The 19,268-nt window shown below is 50.5% G+C and carries 16 protein-coding genes; 3 read left to right on the top strand and 13 right to left on the bottom strand.

What is annotated here, in order from left to right:
- Nucleotides 1–34: 34 nt before the first annotated feature.
- From H6F91_RS02020 to H6F91_RS01995, 6 genes are all read right to left on the bottom strand, one after another.
- The gene (locus tag H6F91_RS02020; RefSeq protein ID WP_190773789.1) at nucleotides 35–721 is read right to left on the bottom strand and encodes a VOC family protein; all 687 of its coding nucleotides are present in this window, start codon (nucleotides 719–721) and stop codon (nucleotides 35–37) included.
- Nucleotides 722–768: 47 nt separating this feature from the next.
- Nucleotides 769–954: a hypothetical protein gene (locus tag H6F91_RS02015; RefSeq protein WP_190773790.1), complete on the bottom strand. Its 186-nt coding sequence runs from the start codon at nucleotides 952–954 to the stop codon at nucleotides 769–771.
- Nucleotides 955–957: 3 nt separating this feature from the next.
- Nucleotides 958–1,284: an NIPSNAP family protein gene (locus H6F91_RS02010; protein ID WP_190773796.1), complete on the bottom strand. Its 327-nt coding sequence runs from the start codon at nucleotides 1,282–1,284 to the stop codon at nucleotides 958–960.
- Nucleotides 1,285–1,384: 100 nt separating this feature from the next.
- Complete coding sequence (locus H6F91_RS02005) at nucleotides 1,385–2,095, bottom strand: SDR family oxidoreductase (protein WP_190773791.1); 711 nt, start codon at nucleotides 2,093–2,095, stop codon at nucleotides 1,385–1,387.
- Between the two features lie 39 nt (nucleotides 2,096–2,134).
- Nucleotides 2,135–3,001 (bottom strand): oxidoreductase, encoded by an 867-nt coding sequence (locus tag H6F91_RS02000; RefSeq protein ID WP_190773792.1) that lies wholly within the window; start codon nucleotides 2,999–3,001, stop codon nucleotides 2,135–2,137.
- Nucleotides 3,002–3,118: 117 nt separating this feature from the next.
- Nucleotides 3,119–3,556, bottom strand: coding sequence for a VOC family protein (locus tag H6F91_RS01995; protein WP_199307586.1), 438 nt, complete (start codon nucleotides 3,554–3,556; stop codon nucleotides 3,119–3,121).
- Between the two features lie 504 nt (nucleotides 3,557–4,060).
- On the opposite strand from H6F91_RS01995, the gene H6F91_RS01990 reads away from it, so the two are divergent.
- On the top strand, nucleotides 4,061–7,687 hold the full coding sequence (locus tag H6F91_RS01990) for an NB-ARC domain-containing protein (protein ID WP_190773794.1): 3,627 nt from the start codon (nucleotides 4,061–4,063) through the stop codon (nucleotides 7,685–7,687).
- 483 nt (nucleotides 7,688–8,170) lie between these two features.
- Here the strand turns inward: H6F91_RS01990 and H6F91_RS01985 are convergent, their stop codons facing one another.
- The 5 genes from H6F91_RS01985 to H6F91_RS01965 form a co-directional block, all read right to left on the bottom strand.
- The gene (locus H6F91_RS01985; RefSeq protein ID WP_190774965.1) at nucleotides 8,171–8,590 is read right to left on the bottom strand and encodes a hypothetical protein; all 420 of its coding nucleotides are present in this window, start codon (nucleotides 8,588–8,590) and stop codon (nucleotides 8,171–8,173) included.
- A gap of 650 nt (nucleotides 8,591–9,240) precedes the next feature.
- Nucleotides 9,241–9,627 carry a response regulator gene (locus tag H6F91_RS01980; RefSeq protein ID WP_190774966.1) on the bottom strand — a complete coding sequence of 129 codons (387 nt, stop codon included), beginning with the start codon at nucleotides 9,625–9,627 and terminating at the stop codon, nucleotides 9,241–9,243.
- A gap of 428 nt (nucleotides 9,628–10,055) precedes the next feature.
- Nucleotides 10,056–10,436 carry a response regulator gene (locus tag H6F91_RS01975; protein WP_190774967.1) on the bottom strand — a complete coding sequence of 127 codons (381 nt, stop codon included), beginning with the start codon at nucleotides 10,434–10,436 and terminating at the stop codon, nucleotides 10,056–10,058.
- Nucleotides 10,408–13,260 (bottom strand): PAS domain S-box protein, encoded by a 2,853-nt coding sequence (locus H6F91_RS01970; RefSeq protein ID WP_190789200.1) that lies wholly within the window; start codon nucleotides 13,258–13,260, stop codon nucleotides 10,408–10,410. Before H6F91_RS01970 ends, H6F91_RS01975 begins: the two co-directional genes overlap by 29 nt.
- 135 nt (nucleotides 13,261–13,395) lie before the next feature.
- Nucleotides 13,396–15,303, bottom strand: coding sequence for a response regulator (locus tag H6F91_RS01965; protein WP_190774969.1), 1,908 nt, complete (start codon nucleotides 15,301–15,303; stop codon nucleotides 13,396–13,398).
- Nucleotides 15,304–15,859: 556 nt separating this feature from the next.
- On the opposite strand from H6F91_RS01965, the gene H6F91_RS01960 reads away from it, so the two are divergent.
- Complete coding sequence (locus tag H6F91_RS01960) at nucleotides 15,860–16,675, top strand: alpha/beta hydrolase (protein WP_190774970.1); 816 nt, start codon at nucleotides 15,860–15,862, stop codon at nucleotides 16,673–16,675.
- A gap of 30 nt (nucleotides 16,676–16,705) precedes the next feature.
- Complete coding sequence (locus tag H6F91_RS01955; protein ID WP_190774971.1) at nucleotides 16,706–18,289, top strand: diguanylate cyclase; 1,584 nt, start codon at nucleotides 16,706–16,708, stop codon at nucleotides 18,287–18,289.
- A 78-nt stretch (nucleotides 18,290–18,367) separates the two neighbouring features.
- Here the strand turns inward: H6F91_RS01955 and H6F91_RS27765 are convergent, their stop codons facing one another.
- Together H6F91_RS27765 and H6F91_RS27760 are read right to left on the bottom strand one after the other, a co-directional pair.
- Nucleotides 18,368–18,811 (bottom strand): IS1 family transposase, encoded by a 444-nt coding sequence (locus tag H6F91_RS27765; RefSeq protein ID WP_242035595.1) that lies wholly within the window; start codon nucleotides 18,809–18,811, stop codon nucleotides 18,368–18,370.
- A gap of 19 nt (nucleotides 18,812–18,830) precedes the next feature.
- Complete coding sequence (locus tag H6F91_RS27760) at nucleotides 18,831–19,109, bottom strand: IS1-like element transposase (protein ID WP_242035594.1); 279 nt, start codon at nucleotides 19,107–19,109, stop codon at nucleotides 18,831–18,833.
- Nucleotides 19,110–19,268: the final 159 nt, after the last annotated feature.

The following is a 19,268-nucleotide window of genomic DNA, read 5'->3' as shown; positions in this document are numbered from 1 at the left end:
CACCGAGTACGTGGGTGTGACAACTCTGACCGCCTTATCTGGAAGCAGACAACACCTCCTCCATATAACGGTCGGCGGCAGCGGCGGCCTCTTCTGGGCTGTTGCCATTCTGACGTGCATTTAAATAGGGCGCGTACCAGTCCCACCAGTGATGCTCGTCGTGAGTCTTCTCGTAGGGGTCGTGGTGCTCTGCCGTCTCGCGGAGAAGGCTTGCAAGGGTTGCAACGTCTGTATCTTGTGCTGGCGCTGAGTTCCATTCTCGGCCGGGAAGCCGCGTTGTAATTTCCTGGAGCAGCCAAACGTTCCCCTCTGGATCCTCGAATGAGGCAAATGAGAAGTAAGAACGACCTTCTGGATCGCGCCCGTCGACGCGCGGGTTCTCCACAGCATTATTAAAAGGACCACCAGCGTAATGGAAGATCTCGCTTACATTGACACCACGAGCGATCAAGTCTTCGCGAGCGGCATCGAGGTCTTCGACGGCGAGAACTAGATTGTGCGCCGTGTCAGAATTCGCTGGAGTGACTCCCTTGCCGAAGATGATCGAGGCGTCTGAATTGGGTGGTGTCATCTGCACGCCTCGGAAGTCGCCCTCCGCCACGTCAATGTCAAATCGCCAGCCGAGGTTTTCGTAGAATGCTTTCGCACGGTCAACATCGGCAACATTGAACAACACAACTTCGAGTTTTATGTTTTGACTGTTTACGGGATTGCTGTTCATCTTGTTCTCCTTTTGTTGGTAAATCTGGTGTTCAGATTCGTTACTTCTCATTCTTCTGCGATCGCCCGATTCACACCACTCAAGTTCTTTGAGTTAAAACGTGACTTAGCTGCGTTTACAGGGGTGCTGAATTCACGGGAGTTACAGGTTGTCTGTCCGTATTGCTTGTTGTGACGGGGGAGAGGAGTTTGCACACTGACTGCAACGGTTTCGAGTTCCGTCACTCGCTCCATCGCTCACTTCACCGAGGAAAAGGCGGTCGGTGTCAGCAACTCGTTGCTGATGTTCTGCACAAGTTGACCGTCTTTCTCAGTTTCGGTGCTGATCGCGATCCATTCGGGATCGGCAAGGAATGCAGCCCAGCGCTCTTCACGTTCAGCCATGCTGTTCCAGGCAAGCATGAAGGTGAGCCGCTGATTACTCTCGCCGATTAACGTGGTCCAGAATCCAGCCTGACGGATGCCATGCTTTTCCCAAATCTGTAGCGTGTGGTGCTCGAAGCGCGAAAGTAGGGCAGGTAATCGTCCGGGCGTGGCGTGATAAATGCGTAATTCGTAGATCATGCCTTTTTCGAGTGGAGTCATGGTGTATGTTCCTGTGAAGGCTAGATGATCGCGCAATTCTGTTTGAGAGCGTCAGCGTCAGTTGTCTCACAAGGGGGTGTTAGTGCCCCGCACTCTGACCCCCATCAACATGAAGGATTTCGCCTGTTACAAAGTTGGCTGATTCCAGGTAGAGGACTGCATCGACGACATCGGAGACCTCGCCCATACGACCCATTGGGTGCAGAGCATCAAGCTGTGCATGGGTTTCGGCAGGATGCATCGGCGTCTTGATCGTACCCAGCGCGATCGCATTCGCTCGGATACCGCGCTTGGCGTACTCGATCGCCAGCGATCGGGTTGCAGCATTTAATCCACCTTTTGTTAGGGACGCAAGCACAGACGGTACACCCGCGATCGCGTTATCAACTAGGCTCGTTGAAATCTGCACGATATGACCGCTGCCCTGCTTTTCCATCTCAGCGATCGCGAGTTGCGTCATGTGAAAAAATCCAGCGATATTGGTGCCCAGGTATGCCGTGTAATCAGCCTCGGTGTAGTCGGTAAATGGCTTGGCGATGAAGATGCCAGCGTTGTTAATGAGCGTGTCAATCCGCCCAAATCGGGTCACACCCTCGATAATCGCACGCTCGGCAGTTTTTCGCTCCGCGATGTCGCCAGATACTGTCACGATTTCATCATCGTCTGAGGGCTGGATCGAGCGCGAGATTGCGATGACTCGGTAGTTGCGATCGCGGTACGCCTTGACGAGAGCTGCGCCGATGCCCTGCGATGCGCCGGTAATCACAGCAACTTTTTGTTCGATGTCCATGGTAAAACTCCTTTAGAAATCATGTATGAATGTTGCAGGTCAAACTACGGTCGAAGCTGTAATACGTTGGTCATGGTCGGTACTGGTCGTGACTGGTAGCCATGCTTCGATTTCCTGGGCCACTTTCACGGCGTTGTTTTGGTACATGGCGATCGCATCCTTCCCGACGGGCAAATGCACGGGCGGATGGTCTGTAGTGGCGACTTGAAGAATCACCTGAGCAAACTTTTTCGGATCACCGGGTTGGTTCCCGTGTAGCGCATCGGCTCCGCTCCGCATCTGTCCTACCGTTTCCTGGTAGTCGTCAATGATGGTTTTTGCGGCAATATAGGATTCCGTGCTCAGGAAGTCGGTACTAAAAAGACCGGGAGCGACTACCGTGACATGGATGCCGAGCGGTGCCAGCTCGACTGCCAGCCCTTTCGAGAGGCCTTCGACGGCAAACTTAGTGGACCCGTACAACCCCCAGCCTGGAATGGCATCGTAGCCAAACAACGACGAAATATTGATGATGCGTCCAGACTTTTGCTGGCGCAGGTAGGGCAATACGGCACGCGTCACGCTTAGTAAACCAAATACGTTGGTGTCATACTGTTGGCGAACTTCGGCATCTGTGGCTTCTTCGATCGCTGTAACCATGCCATAGCCAGCATTATTGACCAAGACATCAATCCGACCAAAACGGGCAATGCCCTGCTGAACAGCCACTTTTACCTGGTCTTCCTGGGTGACATCCATCTGCACCACATACAGATTCGGGTCGTTGTGCAAAGCATTGGTGACTTGTGCGGGCTGGCTGCGAACCGTTGCCACAACCTGGTCACCTGCTGCCAGGGCTGCTCTGGCAATTTCCAACCCAAAACCTCTGGAGGCTCCGGTAATAAACCATACGTTCTGCGTTTTCATATGTGTCCTCGTTTTAGATGTTGTCTAGTGTGTGGGCTGACTGCTGTATGGATGGTGGGTATTAGAAGGAGCAAAAAGCTGTTACTTTGGGCTCCTTGTTCTTCAGTGCTTGTCTTGTTACCGTCCGGGAAGCCGTGTTTTCAACTCCTGGAGCACCCAGCCATTGCCGTCTGGATCACGGAACGAGGCATAGGAGGCATAGTCGCGACGTTTCGGATCGGGGCCTGGTACCCGTCCCTCGGTTCCGGCGTGATGGAAAACTCCTCCGATGTCGTGGAATACTTCACTCACCTCAACACCCCGATCAACGAGTTCGGCGCGGGCTGCCTCGATGTCGTAAACGATGAGGTACAGCCCCTGAACGGAACCCGGTGCGGCTAACGTCACTCCCTGCCCGAAGATGATCGAGGCTTCGGAGCCAGGAGGGGTTAATTGCACTACCCGGAAGTCCTTACTAGTGACAAAGTCAGCATCCAACCGCCACCCCAACGCCTCATAGAAGTGCTTGGAACGATCAACATCTGAGACGGGCAATACCATAACTTCGAGTTTCATATTTTGACTGTTTACGTGATTGCTGCTCATCTTGTTCTCCTTTTGTTAGGTGAGCTTGCGGCCCACTCGGTTAACTTCATTCTTCTGCGATCGCCCTATCCACACCACTCAAGTTCTTTGAGTTAAAACGCGACTTAAAGTCCGAAACTGAAACCCTAATTCAGGGAAGGTGCGTCCGCACCTTCCCTGAATTAGGGTTTCGGATAGCAGCAATTCTCATTTTGAAATCAAGCTCGAAAACCGCCCACCTTTAGTGGGCGGTTTTCGAGCTTCAAGGCCGAGAGTGCGTGCCCGTCGGGCACGCACTCTCGGCCTTCTCATACTGGGAATTGCTGTTCGGATAGGTCGTTAATAGCGAGGATCAATGAAACCTGATATACTTCGGCCAAAAAGGAATCATTTGCCGGTCTTTCTAGTTCGCTGAAGCTCTTCGTCAGGCTTGTATTCAAGAAACGCCCGATACTTTAAGGAAAGGTTCGTTCTGTCCTTTGCATGAGTGGCTGTATGAATTCCAACCCATCAAAATCTAGACGTGGAACAACCCCGTCTAAGCGAGTGCGAGGAGTCATCCTATCGCCTCAGGGATGGCAAAAATTTCAGACGGCAAAACAGCAGGCAGAATCCGATGAAACCTGGGGTAAACACTTTACCCAGGAAGACATCAGCGATCGCACCGGGCTTTCCCTCAATACCCTGGCTCGCATCTTCAAACGTGAACTGGGGGTCGATCGCCAATCCGTAGAGTATTTGTTCCGAGCGTTTGGGTTGGAATTAACGCAGGCAGACGTGAAATCCCCTGCCTCCTCGGAGGAAACCGAGAGCCGATGCAATCCTCAACAGGACTGGGACACGGCGGTTGATGCCTCGGTATTTTATGGACGTGAGGCAGAACTGGCGCAACTATGGCAGTGGGTTGTGTCTGATCGCTGTCGCATCGTTGGGCTGTTGGGCATTGGCGGCATTGGCAAAAGTACGATCACCGTCAAGGCGGCGCTGCAGATGCAAGCTGAGTTTGAGATCGTCGTGTGGCGCTCCCTGGCGAATGCGCCCCCGCTAGATGAACTGCTATCAAGCCTGCTGAAGTTTCTTATGCCGCTCTATGGGGAAGACCCCATCATTCCCACGACGCTTGCTCAGCAGCTTCCCAAACTGATGCAATACCTGCGATCGCGTCGGTGTTTATTAATTCTCGATAACGTTGAAACCATTTTGCAGCGTGAGCCAGTGGGACAATGGCGATCGGGGTATGAAGGTTACGGACAGTTGCTCAGAGCCATTGGTGAAGCGTCTCATGGGAGTTGTTTGTTACTGACGAGTCGAGAAAAGCCACGCGAGATGGCTCTGATGGAAGGCGCACAGACGCTGGTGCGATCGCTGCCCCTGAGTGGGCTCACACCGGATGACGGACGTGCCATCTTTCGGCAAAAAGGAGCGTTTACAGGGTCAGAAGTCGAATGGGAGGCGTTAATCCATCACTACGGTGGCAATCCTCTGGCGCTGAAACTGGTGGCAGCCGCAACTCAAGATTTGTTTAACGGCAGTATTAGCGAGGTAGTACCCTTTCTCAGCCAGGGATTGGCGGTATTTGAAGATATTCGCGATGTGCTGGAGCGTCAGTTCGATCGCCTATCTGAAGCAGAACAAAAAATCCTGTTCTGGTTTGCTATTCATCGGGAGCCAGTCTCGATCGCAGACATTCGAGAGAATGTAGTTGATCTGGCTGCTCAGCAACATGTACCTAATTTGGTCAACTCATTACTCCGGCGATCGCTCCTTGAAAAAAATGATGGGTTATTCTTCTTACAACCCGTAGTGATGGAATATGTCACGGAACAATTCGTACAACAAATTTGTATCGAATTTGAGACGCAGCGGCTTAACGTTTGGCAGACGCATTCTTTATTACGAGTACAAGCAAAAGATTACGTTCGAGAGATTCAGACGCGCCTCATTATTCAACCGGTGATGGAACGGTTGCTGTCTTGCTTTGGTAGCGTGGCAGCAATTGAGTCGCAAGCAAGGCACCTATTAACGCAACAGGGGAAGAAACCCGGGTACATTGCCGGCAACCTGATTAACCTCCTGGTGCAGCTTCAAGTCGATTTGCGTGGCTCAGATTTTTCTGGTCTTGTAATGCAACAAGCCGACTTACGGCAAGTCGATTTATCCAGGGTCAATTTTCAGAATGCTACGTTTGCCAAGTCCATCTTTTCGGAAATGTTCAGTATTGCCATGTCAATCGACATGAGCCCAGATGGTGAGATGATGGCAGTGGGCGATTCCAGTGGTAATATCTATCTCTGGAATGTCACCACAACCCAACTTCTGGGCACCTTGGAAGGTCATGTCGGCTGGGTTTGGTCAGTTGCCTTTAGTCCCTCTGGTGCTTTGCTAGCCAGCGGCTGTACGGATAGTTCCGTGCGCTTGTGGGATGTTCAGAGTGGGCAATGCTTGCAGCTGCTAACAGACCATTCGGGTGGTGTTCGGTCAGTGAGTTTTAGTCCTGATGGTCAGCAGTTTGCGAGCGGTAGTGAAGACAAAACAGTCCGCCTATGGAACTTGCAGGGGCAGTGTTTCCGTGTTTTGGAAGGGCACACCCAGAGTGTTTATTCTGTCCACTTTGCTCCAAATCAACAAACTCTAGCCAGCAGCAGTAATGATGCAACGGTTCGGATTTGGGATGTGAGTAATGGGAACTGCTTGAGTATCTTACAAGGGCATACCAGCGGGGTTCAGTGTGTACGCTACAGCCCGGACGGTCAACTCCTCGCCAGCGGCTGTCGGGATGGATCGATTCGACTGTGGAACGCTCATCTGCCTCACAACCGAGCGTCGAAGCCTAATGTCATAACTTCCAGCGTCAAGCTACTGCAGGAACATACCGACTGGGTTTGGAACATTGCTTTTAGCCCGGATGGTCATTGGTTAGCCAGTGCGAGCCTCGATAGTACGCTGCGCCTTTGGAGTGTTCCAGACGGGCAACCTATTCATGTACTTGAAGGCCATACGCATGATGTTTATGGGCTCGCCATCAGTGCCGACAGCCAATTATTGGCTAGTACAGGAAAAGATTACACCGTGCGGCTGTGGAATTTGCCGGGCGGACAGAACCTGAAAACACTGCGCGGCTATACCGGTGGCATTCACTCCCTGAGCCTCAGTCCGGATGGCCAAATTCTTGCGAGTAGTGGTCAAGATGAAACGATTCAGTTGTGGCATGTGCAACGAGATCACAATCGATCGCAACTTCACCCCTACAAAACCTTTTCTAACCCAATTCGTCGGATGTCACCCTTCAGCAATGTCAGTTTTAGTCCTGACGGCCAAACACTCGCGGTCAATCGACACAATGAGTCGATCGCGCTATGGAATATCCAAACTGGGCACCTCGATCAATGGTCAGCACACAACGCATCGATCTGGACCATTCTGTTTAGCCCAACGGGACAAATTCTGGCAAGTAGTAGTTATGATTGCACTGTGCGGCTTTGGGATGTGCAAACGCATCACTGTTTGCATATGTTGTGCGGACATGAGAGCGGTATTCGTGCGATCGCGTTCGACTCCAGTGGTCAATGGTTGGCAAGCGGTAGTTTTGATCTCACTATTCGCTTGTGGGATGTGCAAAGTGGAGAATGTCTGAAGGTTTTTCAGGGACATATCGGTGCAATTTTCGCACTGGCATTTGAGCCGAATGGTCACCGGCTGGCAAGTGGCAGTCATGACCAGACCGTTCGATTATGGGATGGGCAGACTGGAAAATGTTTGAAGGTTTTGCAGGGGCATACTGGAGCTATCTGGACGGTTGCCATCTGTCCCAATGGTCGATTTCTGGCAAGTGGCGGTGATGATCAAACCATTCGACTGTGGGATCTGCAAACGGGGCATTGTCTCCACGTCCTGGATGAACATAACGGTTGGGTCCGGTCGGTGATCTTTAGTTCCGACGGTCAAATTCTATTCAGTGGTAGCAACGATCGCACCATCAAGCTTTGGGATGTGCAGTCAGGACGTTGTATCAACACGTTAACGGTCGATCGCCTATACGAAGGGATGAATATTCAAGGCGTAACCGGGTTGACCGTGGCTCAGAGAGCCACTCTGAAAACGTTAGGGGCAATCGAGAACTAATGCGACTATACGTCCGGGTTCGATAAATTTTCTTGTCTTCAATCGTGCCTAGTACGCTGCGGCGGAAATCCATCACCTATGTTTTTGTGTAGGGTGCGAAGCACCCTACACAAAAACATAGGTTGCGAACTTAGGCCGCAGCCCACTAGTAATAGTTAAAAGGCATTGAGCGATCGCGCCATTTTCTTTTTAACAAACTGATCGACTTAGTGGCTTCCTCTTGATTTCTTGCTGTTACTCGACTTGTCTTTGGGGCGAAAAATATCCGCTATGTTGAGTATCCCTGAGGCTGTTTTCAAAATTATTGAAGAGGTTGATCTTTAGTAGGCTGGGGCAGAAGTGTACAACCTATTTTTTGTGGTGAGGTGCGAAGCACCTCACCACAAAAAATAGGCAACGAACTTAGGCCGTAGCCTACTAGTATCTGTTAAGCACGAAAAATCACCCTCTTCGAATGGGTCTTAGAAAAACGCCATAAGGCGGTTAAATGCCTACTCGTGGAAAATCAGAAAACTGATCCAGATAGGAACGAACCAGACGGCGACTGAGCAGTTTGCCTAATTGCGACCAGGCAAGCTGGCTGATCACAACCGTCAATACAAGGGCGAAAATCAGAGATGGCAGTATAGCCAGGCCAAAAACTTCCATGGTAGATGCAAGCAGGATACACAATCCTGCAGATGTTCCAAGGAAGGGCAGCAGAACTTGTACACCCCCACCCCGGGGCAAGGTATCAGGAGAAAAGTTTTTTGACCAGTAATTTACCCGATGCCGCACCGCAACGATGAGTGGAAGGGAGCATGTCAAAATGATGAGCATGCTGGCAAACAGCAAAAAGTAGGGAGGCTCAGGTCTAGCAGCTGCCCAGTCTGAAAATTGCTCAAACGAGATTAAAGAGTTCATAGCTCTTGATAAACGAGAGGGACTAAAAGGATGCTTGCAAGTCTAATTTGCCGTGAATCTTACCTGTGCGAAATCAACTCTTGGATGATTTCAAACATTCTCTAAAGGATGGGAACGGTGATATAGATGGGCACGGTTTAGGCAATCGCCTATTGTCTTTCACTGACAATATTCTGGATGTTGTGGATAGCATGTTCATTCCATGTTAGGAAAGCGATCGCCCTCATTCCTCTAACAAATGACATAAGCTATTACTTCTTAGTTTACTCAATTTAGTTTACTCAGCAGGGTGAATGCTGCGGAAATTCGGGGTTTATCAGAAATTCCAAAAAAGATTTAGTTTTATGTATGTGCTCTATATGCAAAACTAAATTTTTCATGGGACTGTTTTATGACAAACCCTGTTAGTCCTTATAGAAGCCTTGGTATGGCGCTAAGCAAAACTGATATAAATCCCACTAATGTTAAAAGGATGGAACAGGCAAATCCATTTCTATTCTTTTAACATTAGTTCGGACAGTTTTTCTGAAATCCTTGATTTTGCGTGCGCGAAGCGCACGCAAAATCAAGGATTTCAGAAAAACTGTCTAGAGTATTGTTTTAACATTGGTAAATGAATTGTTAGTGCAGGTTTAGAAATAGAAGAAGCGTCAGGATTCCATCTGCCAATTCAGGATACTAGCGACCTGCTCAGCTAGGATGAATGGGTCAAATGGTTTAGAGATAATGCCTTTGATGCTTAGTACCGAAGGCGTTGGTGTGTAGTCTAAATTTATCTTCGCAGTCAGCAAAATAACAGGAATGCATCGGTCTTGTGCTTGAGAATGGAGCGCCTGCAAAAATGCGAACCCATCCATTCCAGGCATCATGACATCCAACACAATTGCATCAGGTTGCTCGATGAGAACCCGCTGTAATCCTTCAAAGCCTGAAGCTGCTGTAACGACATTCCAACCGGCTATATCTTCTAAACATCCCTGAACGACAGCCCGAACATCTGCTTCATCATCAATGACCAAAACACGTTTAGTTGCCATTCTTGTAAAGTTTTGTAGGCCAAATTGGGGATACAGAGATGAGATCATTGGTTTTCGGGAAATGATGATAGCGATTAGGGGTGTAGAAACCGATAAATATTCAAGCCAAGGGATATTTAGGGAATGTCCGAAAAGTGCTAGTCATGGCGGACGTAGCATACTGGTGGCACCAAAATATCTAACTCCTGCAGCACTCCTTCACTGTAGAAATGAGATTTGAAGAATTTTTGAAGTTTAAGAAGTTTGAATTTTATTCAAAGTAAGTGTCACTATATGGTTTAGAGCGAGGAGAGCAGATAGGGGCTTCACTCCTTGTCATCTTAAAAGCGCTTAAGATCTGGTTGTTTTTGTAAGAGCCACACGGAGCGCGGTTCTTACAAAAACAACCGTGGCTGATTCAAGCGCAAAGCACTGTAAGCCGTCGAGTGCTAGATATTCCAGTGAAAGATTTCTATGACTTGGTCCACCAGGGTCATGGGATCAAAGGGTTTCATGATTAGTCCTGCAATATTGAGATGCGCAAAGTGCTCTTGTTCCTCCGTCAGGACTTTGGCTGTTAGTAATGCTACTGGGATATTGCCAGTCATTGGGTTCTGCTTAAGTTTTTGTAGGGCTTCAAGACCGCCCATGCCAGGCATTGATACATCCATTAGAATGCCGTCAGGCTGACTCGTTGTAGCTAACTGGATACCTTGCTCGCCAGAGGCCGCAATTATGACATCCCAGCCTGCAATATCTTCTAGACATCCCTGAAGAATAGCTCGGATATCGGCTTCGTCATCAATCACCAGAACACGCTTGGTTAACATCGGAGGTTGTGGGAAGGGTGAAATAGAAAGTGCTGCCCTTGCCCAGCTCGCTTTCTACCCAGATCTTACCCCGATGCTGTTCAACGATAGTGCGGCAAATAGCCAGACCCAGGCCTGTGCCGCCCTTTTCGCGGGAGTCGGAGGCATCCACTTGTTGAAATTGTCCAAAAATTTTCTCAAGTTGATCAGCGGGGATGCCACGGCCCTGATCTTGTATTGAGAAGAGGATGTAGAAGGTTGAGGGGGCGGGGGGGCGAGGGGGGAGAAGGCCCAGGGAACTGGCTTCATCCAGACTCAGGAACCGTTCCGTTCCTCTGCGCTCTGTTACTTTTTCACGCCATAACTCCCTTAATCCGTCACTTTCTTTCTCTCCTGCTTCTAACGGTTCTGCTTTCAGCCACACCGTGCTACCGGGAGGGGAGAATTTAATGGCATTGCTGAGGAGATTGGTGAGGGTTTGGAGGATGGCGTCGGCATCGGCCCAGACGGTGTTGGTGTTAGGAATGATGGTCAGGGTAATGTCATTCTGGCCAGCTTGCGATCGCATCACATCCACCGATTGCTGAATCAAATCCTCACTGTTATGAAGCTTCAGGTTAAATAGAGTCTGCCCTGACTCCAGCCGGCGCAGGTCGAGGATGTCGTTGACCAGACGAACCAGGCGATCGCTCTGGCGGGCCGCGATATCAATCATGGCTTTCATCTTTTCGGGTTTTTGGTCATAAACTCCTCCAGCCACCAGCCCTAGGGAGCCACGAATGGAGGTCAGCGGCGTGCGGAGCTCATGGCTGACAACGGAGATAAAATCTTTCTTCATCTGGTCAATTTCGTGCCGCTCTGTGATGTCCTCGACCACACCGACAAAGTGGATCACCGTTCCATCCGTGGTCCGGATGGGAGAGGTGCGTACCAGCGCATGGCGAACCCGACCCTGGCGATCCTGGTAGCGCATGTCTTCAACGATGCCCTCCTGGATATCGTTAACGAGCTGCTTCCAATGGTCGTGTATCCAGGGGCGATCTTCTGGATGAACGAAGTTGATCCAGCTATTTCCCAGGGCTTCTTCGGCTGTACACCCCACAATGGCTTGATAGCGGGGATTGGTATAGGTACAGGATCCCTCAGAATCACATAGAAAAATGCCCATCGGGGCGAATTCGCTCAGTAGCCGAAAGGTTGCTTCGCTTTCCTGGAGAGCGATCGCCACTTGCTCCCGTTCTGCTTCTGCTTGCTTGCGATCGCTGACATCGAAGAGGGATGAGCGACTGGTCACAAAATTACCGTCAGCATCATAAATGGCTGTTGCATTGAGATTCACCCAGCGGGTAGTGCCGTCGCGGTTAATCACCTCCAGTTCCAGGTTATTGATCCAACCCTGCTGTTTGAATGTGGAAAAAATGTCGTGGAAGATGGCCCGACTTTCTGGCGCGAGCAAATCCACGAGCTTCTTCTGGTATAGGATTTCATCACGGGTATAGCCAAACCAGCGAAGTTCTGTATCATTCATCCGAACCAGGGTTCCCTCTGCATCAACGGAATGGTAGCCGCAAGGAGCGTTGTTGTAGAGATCCTCAATCTCACGGGTGTAACGTTGCAGAGCTTGCTCGGCCTCCTTGCGAGCGGTGATGTCGTTGGTAATTTCGAGAATCTTAATGGGTCTTCCCATGAGATCCTTTTGAACGACCCAGCGGCTCGCAACGAATAGGGGGCGATCGCTCTTATCCCACTGCACCAGTTCACCCTCCCAGTATCCCCGTTCAAACAACTCAGTTTTGATCTCGTCCAGGGGGTGTGGAAACTGGGTTTTCAGAAGGGTTGTGGTTTCTTTGCCCAACGCTTCTTTCTTAGTCCAGCCATACATGCGTTCGGCTCCCTCATTCCAGAAGGTAATGACCCAATTGAGGTCACAGGTGAGGATTGTGTCGTGGGCTAGGTCTAGCAGTTGAGCCTGTTCCAGCAAGAGTAGTTGGGTGTGTTGCTGCTCTAGAATAGTTTCTAGCAGGCGATCGTTCACCTGAGAGAGCTCAGTTGTCCTTTCTGAAATCCGTTGCTCCAGGTCCGCATTGAGTTGCTGCAAGGCGAGCTCAGCCTTTTTACGGGCATCGATAGCCATGATGGTGCCCGACATACGAACGGGCTGCCCCTCAAAGTTATAGTAAGCGCGCCCTCGCCCTTCAATCCAATGAGTGCTGCCATCTTTCCAGACGACCCGAAATTCATGGTGATAGGCAATACGGTGTTCTAGAGAATGGGTGATTGCCTGGGTCAAGCCAGAGCGATCATCGGGGTGAAGGCAGGCATCAAAGGTGGCATACTGGCCATCAAATTCTCCAGGGGCCAAGCCCAAAAGTTGCTCATGTTCGGGTGACCACTCTACAGTGCCGTTGATCATGTCCCAGTCCCATAGCCCCATCTGAGCCGCATTCAGTGCATTGCTGAGCCGTTCGGCATTTTCTTGTTGAAGCATGCGGTTGAGGCGTTCTACTCGGCGTTTGCTGGCTCGCAGGTTGGCCCCTAGCAAATTAATGGTGAGTGCAATCAGCATAAAAATGCCGAGGGGAACGAGATTGCTAGCATCTGCCCCAAGAAACGGATCATGGGGTGTGATGACGTACCAGTCCAATGCCAGAACAGATAGGAGGATGGATACCATACCGGGTCGTCGGCCTCCGTACCAGGTGCTGACGATCACCGCACCGTAAAAGAAGGCTCCAACGGTACGCACCATATAGGGCTCTAGCCAGAGGGTGAGCAAAAGGGCGATCGCTGTGCTGGCGACAGCCACTCCATACCTTAGAAACAGGCGATACATGGTGGAATGCATGGCACGTTTCCCTGTGTTGCAGAGATCCAGAAGGTGAAATTGGTGAACGATGCGATGGGTAGACGTCCGCTCGCAATCCGGATCTGGCCAACCTGAAGGGGTTTAGGTCATTATCCCCTTCAGGTTGACTAGATACTAAAGCCGTGGAACGGCTCCCGGATTACTTCGGTCTGTTGCTCGAGGGGCTCGGTTTAATCGGTGGAGAATTTGGGCCACGAGCTCTGGCCCAGACATTGATTTGCTGATGTAGTCATCGGCTCCGGCAGCATAGGCCTCTGCCATTCTTCTGGCTTCAGTATGGGAAGACAGGAAGAGGATTTTAAGGTGCTGCCATTGGGGGTCAGCGCGGACGACCTGACACAGTTCAATGCCATTAAATTCTGGCATTTCCAGATCCAGAATCAGGACATCTGGGTTACAGGTTGCCAGTGCCTGCCAGAAAGTCTGGGGTTGGTTTGACGTACTGACATGTACTCCCTCGACCGCCAAAAGACTAAAGAGCAATTTCAGGAAGCCTGGATCGTCGTCCACAATAAGGATGCGATCGCCCCGGTTTTGGGGTGGCTTCCGACTCAGGACATCCGTAACGGTTTTGAGAATTTCGTAGGCGGGTAGTGGCTTCCGCAGAAATGCACTGACGCCCAGGCGAGTCGCTGCAATGCGATCGCTCAGGTCTTCCCGCGCGGTCATGATAATGACGGGGATGGGGGGCGATCGCCGCTCTAGCTCCCGTATCAAGGTGAGCCCATCTTCTGCCTCTGACAGGTTGAGATCTAACAGAATGATGCGGGGGGGAGCCTGCGCGATCAGATCACGGGCGGTTGTCAGATCGTTGGCAATTTCGACCTGAAAGTCCCAGGCGATCGCCTCGATGCGCAGCCGCTCTGCTAGTAGCAGGTCATCATCCACAATCAAGATATAGCCAGAGGCGGTAGGGCGAGATGTGGCAGAATGCAGCTTGGGAGCTTGCACCTTGGGAGGTTGAACCATCTGAGCCTGCTCGATGGTATCGCGGAGTACCCCAACCCGTTGTCTAGCCTCCTGAATTTGTAAGCTATTCAGGGACGAGCCTTGCATCAACTGTTCAATTTGCTTGGCCTGTTGAGATGCCTCCATCAACCCAAACATGCCCATAGAGCCAACTAACTTATGGGCTAGCTGTTGGATGGCTTGCTGCTGACTCGGAGAGTCAGCCTGGGGTTGCAGGCTGGTTACTAAACTTTCTAAAGCCCGAATCTGTTCTAGATACTGAGTTTTGAACTGGTTCCAAACTTTGAAAGTAACGGCCTGGGCCTTCTGCTGGGCTGCGGTGGGAGCAGGGGCGGGGGGCTCAGGAGTCTTAAGGGTGGGAAACTCTAGCAGGTTGGAAGGCGCAGCGGTTTGCGGGTCTCGCAGCCGATAACCTATCCCATGGACGGTTTCGATGGGGTCAGCCGAGCCCAGGGCTTTTAACTTTTGGCGCAGACATTTGATGTGGGTGCTGACGGTTTCTTCGCCAGGGGAATCAGCAGCATTCCAAAGGCGATCGAGGATGGCCCGACGGCTGTAGAGGTGGCGGGGGTTACGCAAAAATAGCTCAAGTAGACTAAATTCTTTGGCGGTGAGGCGTACGGGTTTGCCTTCACTGGTGACTTCACCACTGATAGTATCGAGTTGAATCGTTCCCCAGGTAAGGGTGGTGGATTTTCCTTTGCGAACGAGCGCCCGTACGCGAGCCAGCAGAACGTCGATATCGAAGGGCTTGGTGACGTAGTCGTCGGCTCCGGCGTCCAGCCCTGCGACCTGAGCGCTGACACTGTCTTGCCCGGTGAGGAGTAGGATGGGGTTCTCGTAGCCATTCCTGCGAAGTCGCTTGCAGACGGTTAGTCCGTCTAATTTGGGTAGCCCAATATCGAGCAGAATCAGGTCATAAAATTGCTGAGCAGCCATTTCCAATCCCATCTGACCATCGGTTGCCCGCTCGACGACCCAGTGATGCAGGGTAAGGGTATTGGTGAGAATCTCTCCGATGGCTAGATCGTCTTCAATGAGCAGTAGTTTCATGAATTTCCCGTCTCGCCTTGCTTGAGGGACGGCTGCCCGTTGGGGGATATCCTTGCGGACGGCAGCGTTATGCCACACCAAAGTGATGGAACTTGGGGTGCAGGCAACGTTTCCATTGTTCCCTTGTTCGTTGGGACTGGGCAGGATTTGCAGGATTTATTTATAACCCTCTCTAATCTGGTTAGGACAAGGCGAAAAGGCTGTTATTCCTCCCAAGAAGAGCTACAAACAGCCCCGAGAGTACGATCAAGAGCTTTACAAGGAGCACCCCTGGGTTGAGAACTTTTTTGTCAAATTGAAGCAGTTCGGGTGATTCCAACTCGCTACGATAGTCTAACGAGAGCTTTTTAGGGATCATCTACCTGGCAGCAACGCTTATCCAGCTTAATTGATGACACGGCCCGAGGGCGATCGCAACAGGCAACGACGAACAGGACAGCCACCGCCTAAATAGTCCTATGAATAAACGTAACCACCCCGCAATATTCCTCATAGGAGGCTAAGCAAAGCATCTAGAATCAACTTGAACCCTGTATATTTTCACTGGTGTGAATGAATGACTCAAAACGTTCTCCAACGCAACAATGTGACCGTTTTGGGAAAAGGCCACCAGACCATGCTGTTCGCCCATGGGTTTGGGTGTGATCAAAATATGTGGCGGTTTATCACACCCGCCTTTGAGCAGGACTACCGCTTAGTTTTATTTGATTATGTGGGTTCTGGGCAATCTGATCTGAGCGCTTACAACACCGAACGGTATAGCGCTCTCCAGGGCTATGCCCAGGACGTTCTCGACATTTGTGAGGCGCTAAATCTGGAAGATGTTATTTTTGTTGGCCATTCCGTCAGTAGTATGGTTGGCCTACTTGCTTCTATTGAAGCACCTTCCCTGTTTCAGCAGTTAATTATGGTTAGTCCCTCTCCCTGCTACATCAATCATCTGCCTGAGTATTTGGGTGGGTTTGAACGGGCTGACATTGAAGGACTGCTCGACATTATGGAAAAAAACTATATCGGCTGGGCGAGCATGCTAGCGCCTATGGTGATGCACAATAGCGATCGCCCCGATCTAACCCATGAGTTAGAGACTAGCTTTTGCTCAACTGACCCTGTCATTGCTCGCCGTTTTGCTGAAGTCACCTTCTATTCTGACAATCGGCATGATCTGCCCAAAGTGACGATACCCTCTCTGATTCTGCAATGTGCTGAGGATGTGATCGCCCCTGTCGAGGTCGGTCACTATCTGGACCGTTGCTTGCCCAACAGTACACTCAAGCTCATGGCTGCTACTGGCCACTGCCCCCATATGAGCCATCCCAAGGAAACGATTCAGGCGATTCAGGGTTATCTGTCTCCTGTTCCTACCACTTAAGTTTTTTTGCCCACAACTATGCATTAAATTGTGTCTAATTCAGCGGCAATCGACGGGTTACTCAACACTGCGCCCTGTGGCTTCCTGTCCTTCCGAGATGACTTTACGATTGGGGCAGCCAACGCCACATTGCTGAATTTGCTGGGCTATTCTTCTGATGAATTACAGGGAAAAAAGCTGGATTTAATTTTGCCGATCGCCAGCCGCATTTTCTGTCAGACTCACTTTTTTCCCCTGCTCAAATTACATGGGAAGGCGGAGGAGATTTATTTTTCTATGCGTTCCCGGCAGGGAGTTGATATCCCCATGCTGGTGAATGGAGCACGACAGGAGCGGGATGGGCATTTTGTGAACGACTGTATTTTAATTCCCATCCGGCAACGTATTCAGTATGAGGACGAAATTCTGAAGGCCAAGAGAGCAGCAGAGGCCGCCACCCGCGCTCAACAGCAAGCGGAAGTAGCATTGCGACAGCAGTATGAGCGCACGTTGCTATTGAAGCAGATTACGCAAGATATTCGGCTAAGCCTGGATAGTCGGCAAATATTTAAAACTGCGGCAACTCAGATCGGTTTACTTTTTAATGTCGATCGCTGTTTAATCTATGCCTTTACTGATGTGCCATTGCCACGGCTTTCCCTGGTTGCCGAGTACTTATCCCCAGACCAAATATCGCTGATGCAGGGACCGTTTCCGATACTGACCAATGCCCACACGGAAACCATGATGGCCCAGGATGAGGTCGTCGTTTCCCCGGATGTCTTCGCGGATCCCCTGCTGCAATCGGCGGCTCCCGTTTGCCAGCAGATTGGTTTGAAATCAATGCTGGCAGTGCGAACGTCCTATCAGGGCAGACCCAACGGAGCGATTCAATTGCATCAGTGCGATCGCTCCCGCTCCTGGGAGAATTGGGAAATTGATTTCCTGCAACGGCTATCCAATCAACTATCCATTGCCATTCAGCAATCCAATCTGTATTCTCAATTAGCGCTCGAATTGCGAGAACGGAAGCAGGCCGAAGCCCGTCTTCAGGAAATGAACCACCAACTTAACCACGCCAAGGGCCTGCTGGAAAAGCTTGTAAATCTTGATGGGTTAACTCAAATTGCGAATCGTCGCTGCTTTGACGAGCATTTACGACACGAATGGCAGCGGCTTCAACGGGAAGAGCAACCCCTATCCTTACTTCTGTTCGACATTGATCATTTCAAGCTTTATAACGATTCCTATGGGCACCAGGAGGGCGATCGCTGCCTCATTGCTGTTGCTCAAGCTGCCCAGCAGGTAGTGAAACGCCCAGCCGACCTCGTGGCCCGCTATGGTGGCGAGGAGTTTGTTGTGCTGTTACCCAATACCTCCAGGAGTGGGGCGATCGCTGTAGCCGAACGCATCCACAAGGCGATCAGAGCACTGCATATTCCCCATAACGCCTCTCCTGTCAGTAACGTCGTTACGATTAGTCTGGGTATGGCCAGCATTGTCCCTGCTCCTGAGACATCGCCTGATATTCTGCTCAACCAGGCCGATCGCCTGTTGTACTGCGCTAAACAGCGTGGACGTAATCAATCCGCGATCTTTCCCATGGAATACGCTCTGTCGCAGTCATCCAGTTAAAACCCGTGTTCTGAGATTCAAGGCGATTTTTGCTCCTTCTAACGGAGGGTAGTGTTCTAGACATGGGGATCGATGGGGTCAAACTACCCGACCAAACTCGTAACGATTAATGAACAGTCCGATCACGATGTCATGGAGCCATTCGGATTTGGAGAAGCAAATGGTTCTGCGCGCTAATCGCTTAATTCGGGTTCGTAACGTTAGGTGTTTGCGCTCAATTTTTTGGGTGTTCCACTTGCCAACAACGTGCTGGTCTTGATCCAACAAATGGGCATACGCACCCCATCCATCGGTGTAAAAAGTTCCAACGCCAAACCCCTCCAACAATGCTTTTAACTCGACCAATGCTTGGTTTTTATGATCGGCTAGCACATACGCTAACACTTGTCCGCTTTGATGATCAATTGCGTGCCAGAGCCAACGCTCCTGTTTCTTAGAGCGGACAAAGCTCCACATCTCGTCAGCTTCGGCCTCCTCAACGTGTTTGGCAACGGTTACAGAGGTTGGTTTAAGGCGCTCCAATAAGGGACGATTTACGTGTTCAAGATGACGATCTTTTTTTTAATTCTTCAATCACTGTAGTTGGACTAATCTTGAGCACTCGTGCAGTATCGCGAATCCCACTGCCATTGAGTGCCATCTCGCAAATCTGTTGTTTCACGCTAGGCAAGTAGCCTCGGTAAGAATACTTCAGAACAAAGTTGTGACGAGCACATTCCGAATTGCGGCATTTGTATCGCTGTTTTCCCTCTGCCGTCTTGCCATGTTTGACTATGTTTGTGCTGTTGCAACTTGGGCATTGTATAGGTTCAACTACCATCACCGTAATTCCGGAATGAGCTAAAAGACTTAAGCCATTCTATTTTGGCGTTGCACAGTAGAGAATGATTTAAGTAAATACTGGAATCCGATGATGCTTGAGATAGTAAATGAGTAACTGGACTGAGAGGGTTAACATCTCGACCGACTTGGAGTAACA

Source organism: Leptolyngbya sp. FACHB-8 (assembly GCF_014695575.1).
Taxonomy (GTDB): domain Bacteria; phylum Cyanobacteriota; class Cyanobacteriia; order Elainellales; family Elainellaceae; genus Vacuolonema.
The sequence above is the reverse complement of the archived record's forward strand: the minus strand, read 5'-3'. Positions and strand labels throughout refer to the sequence as shown.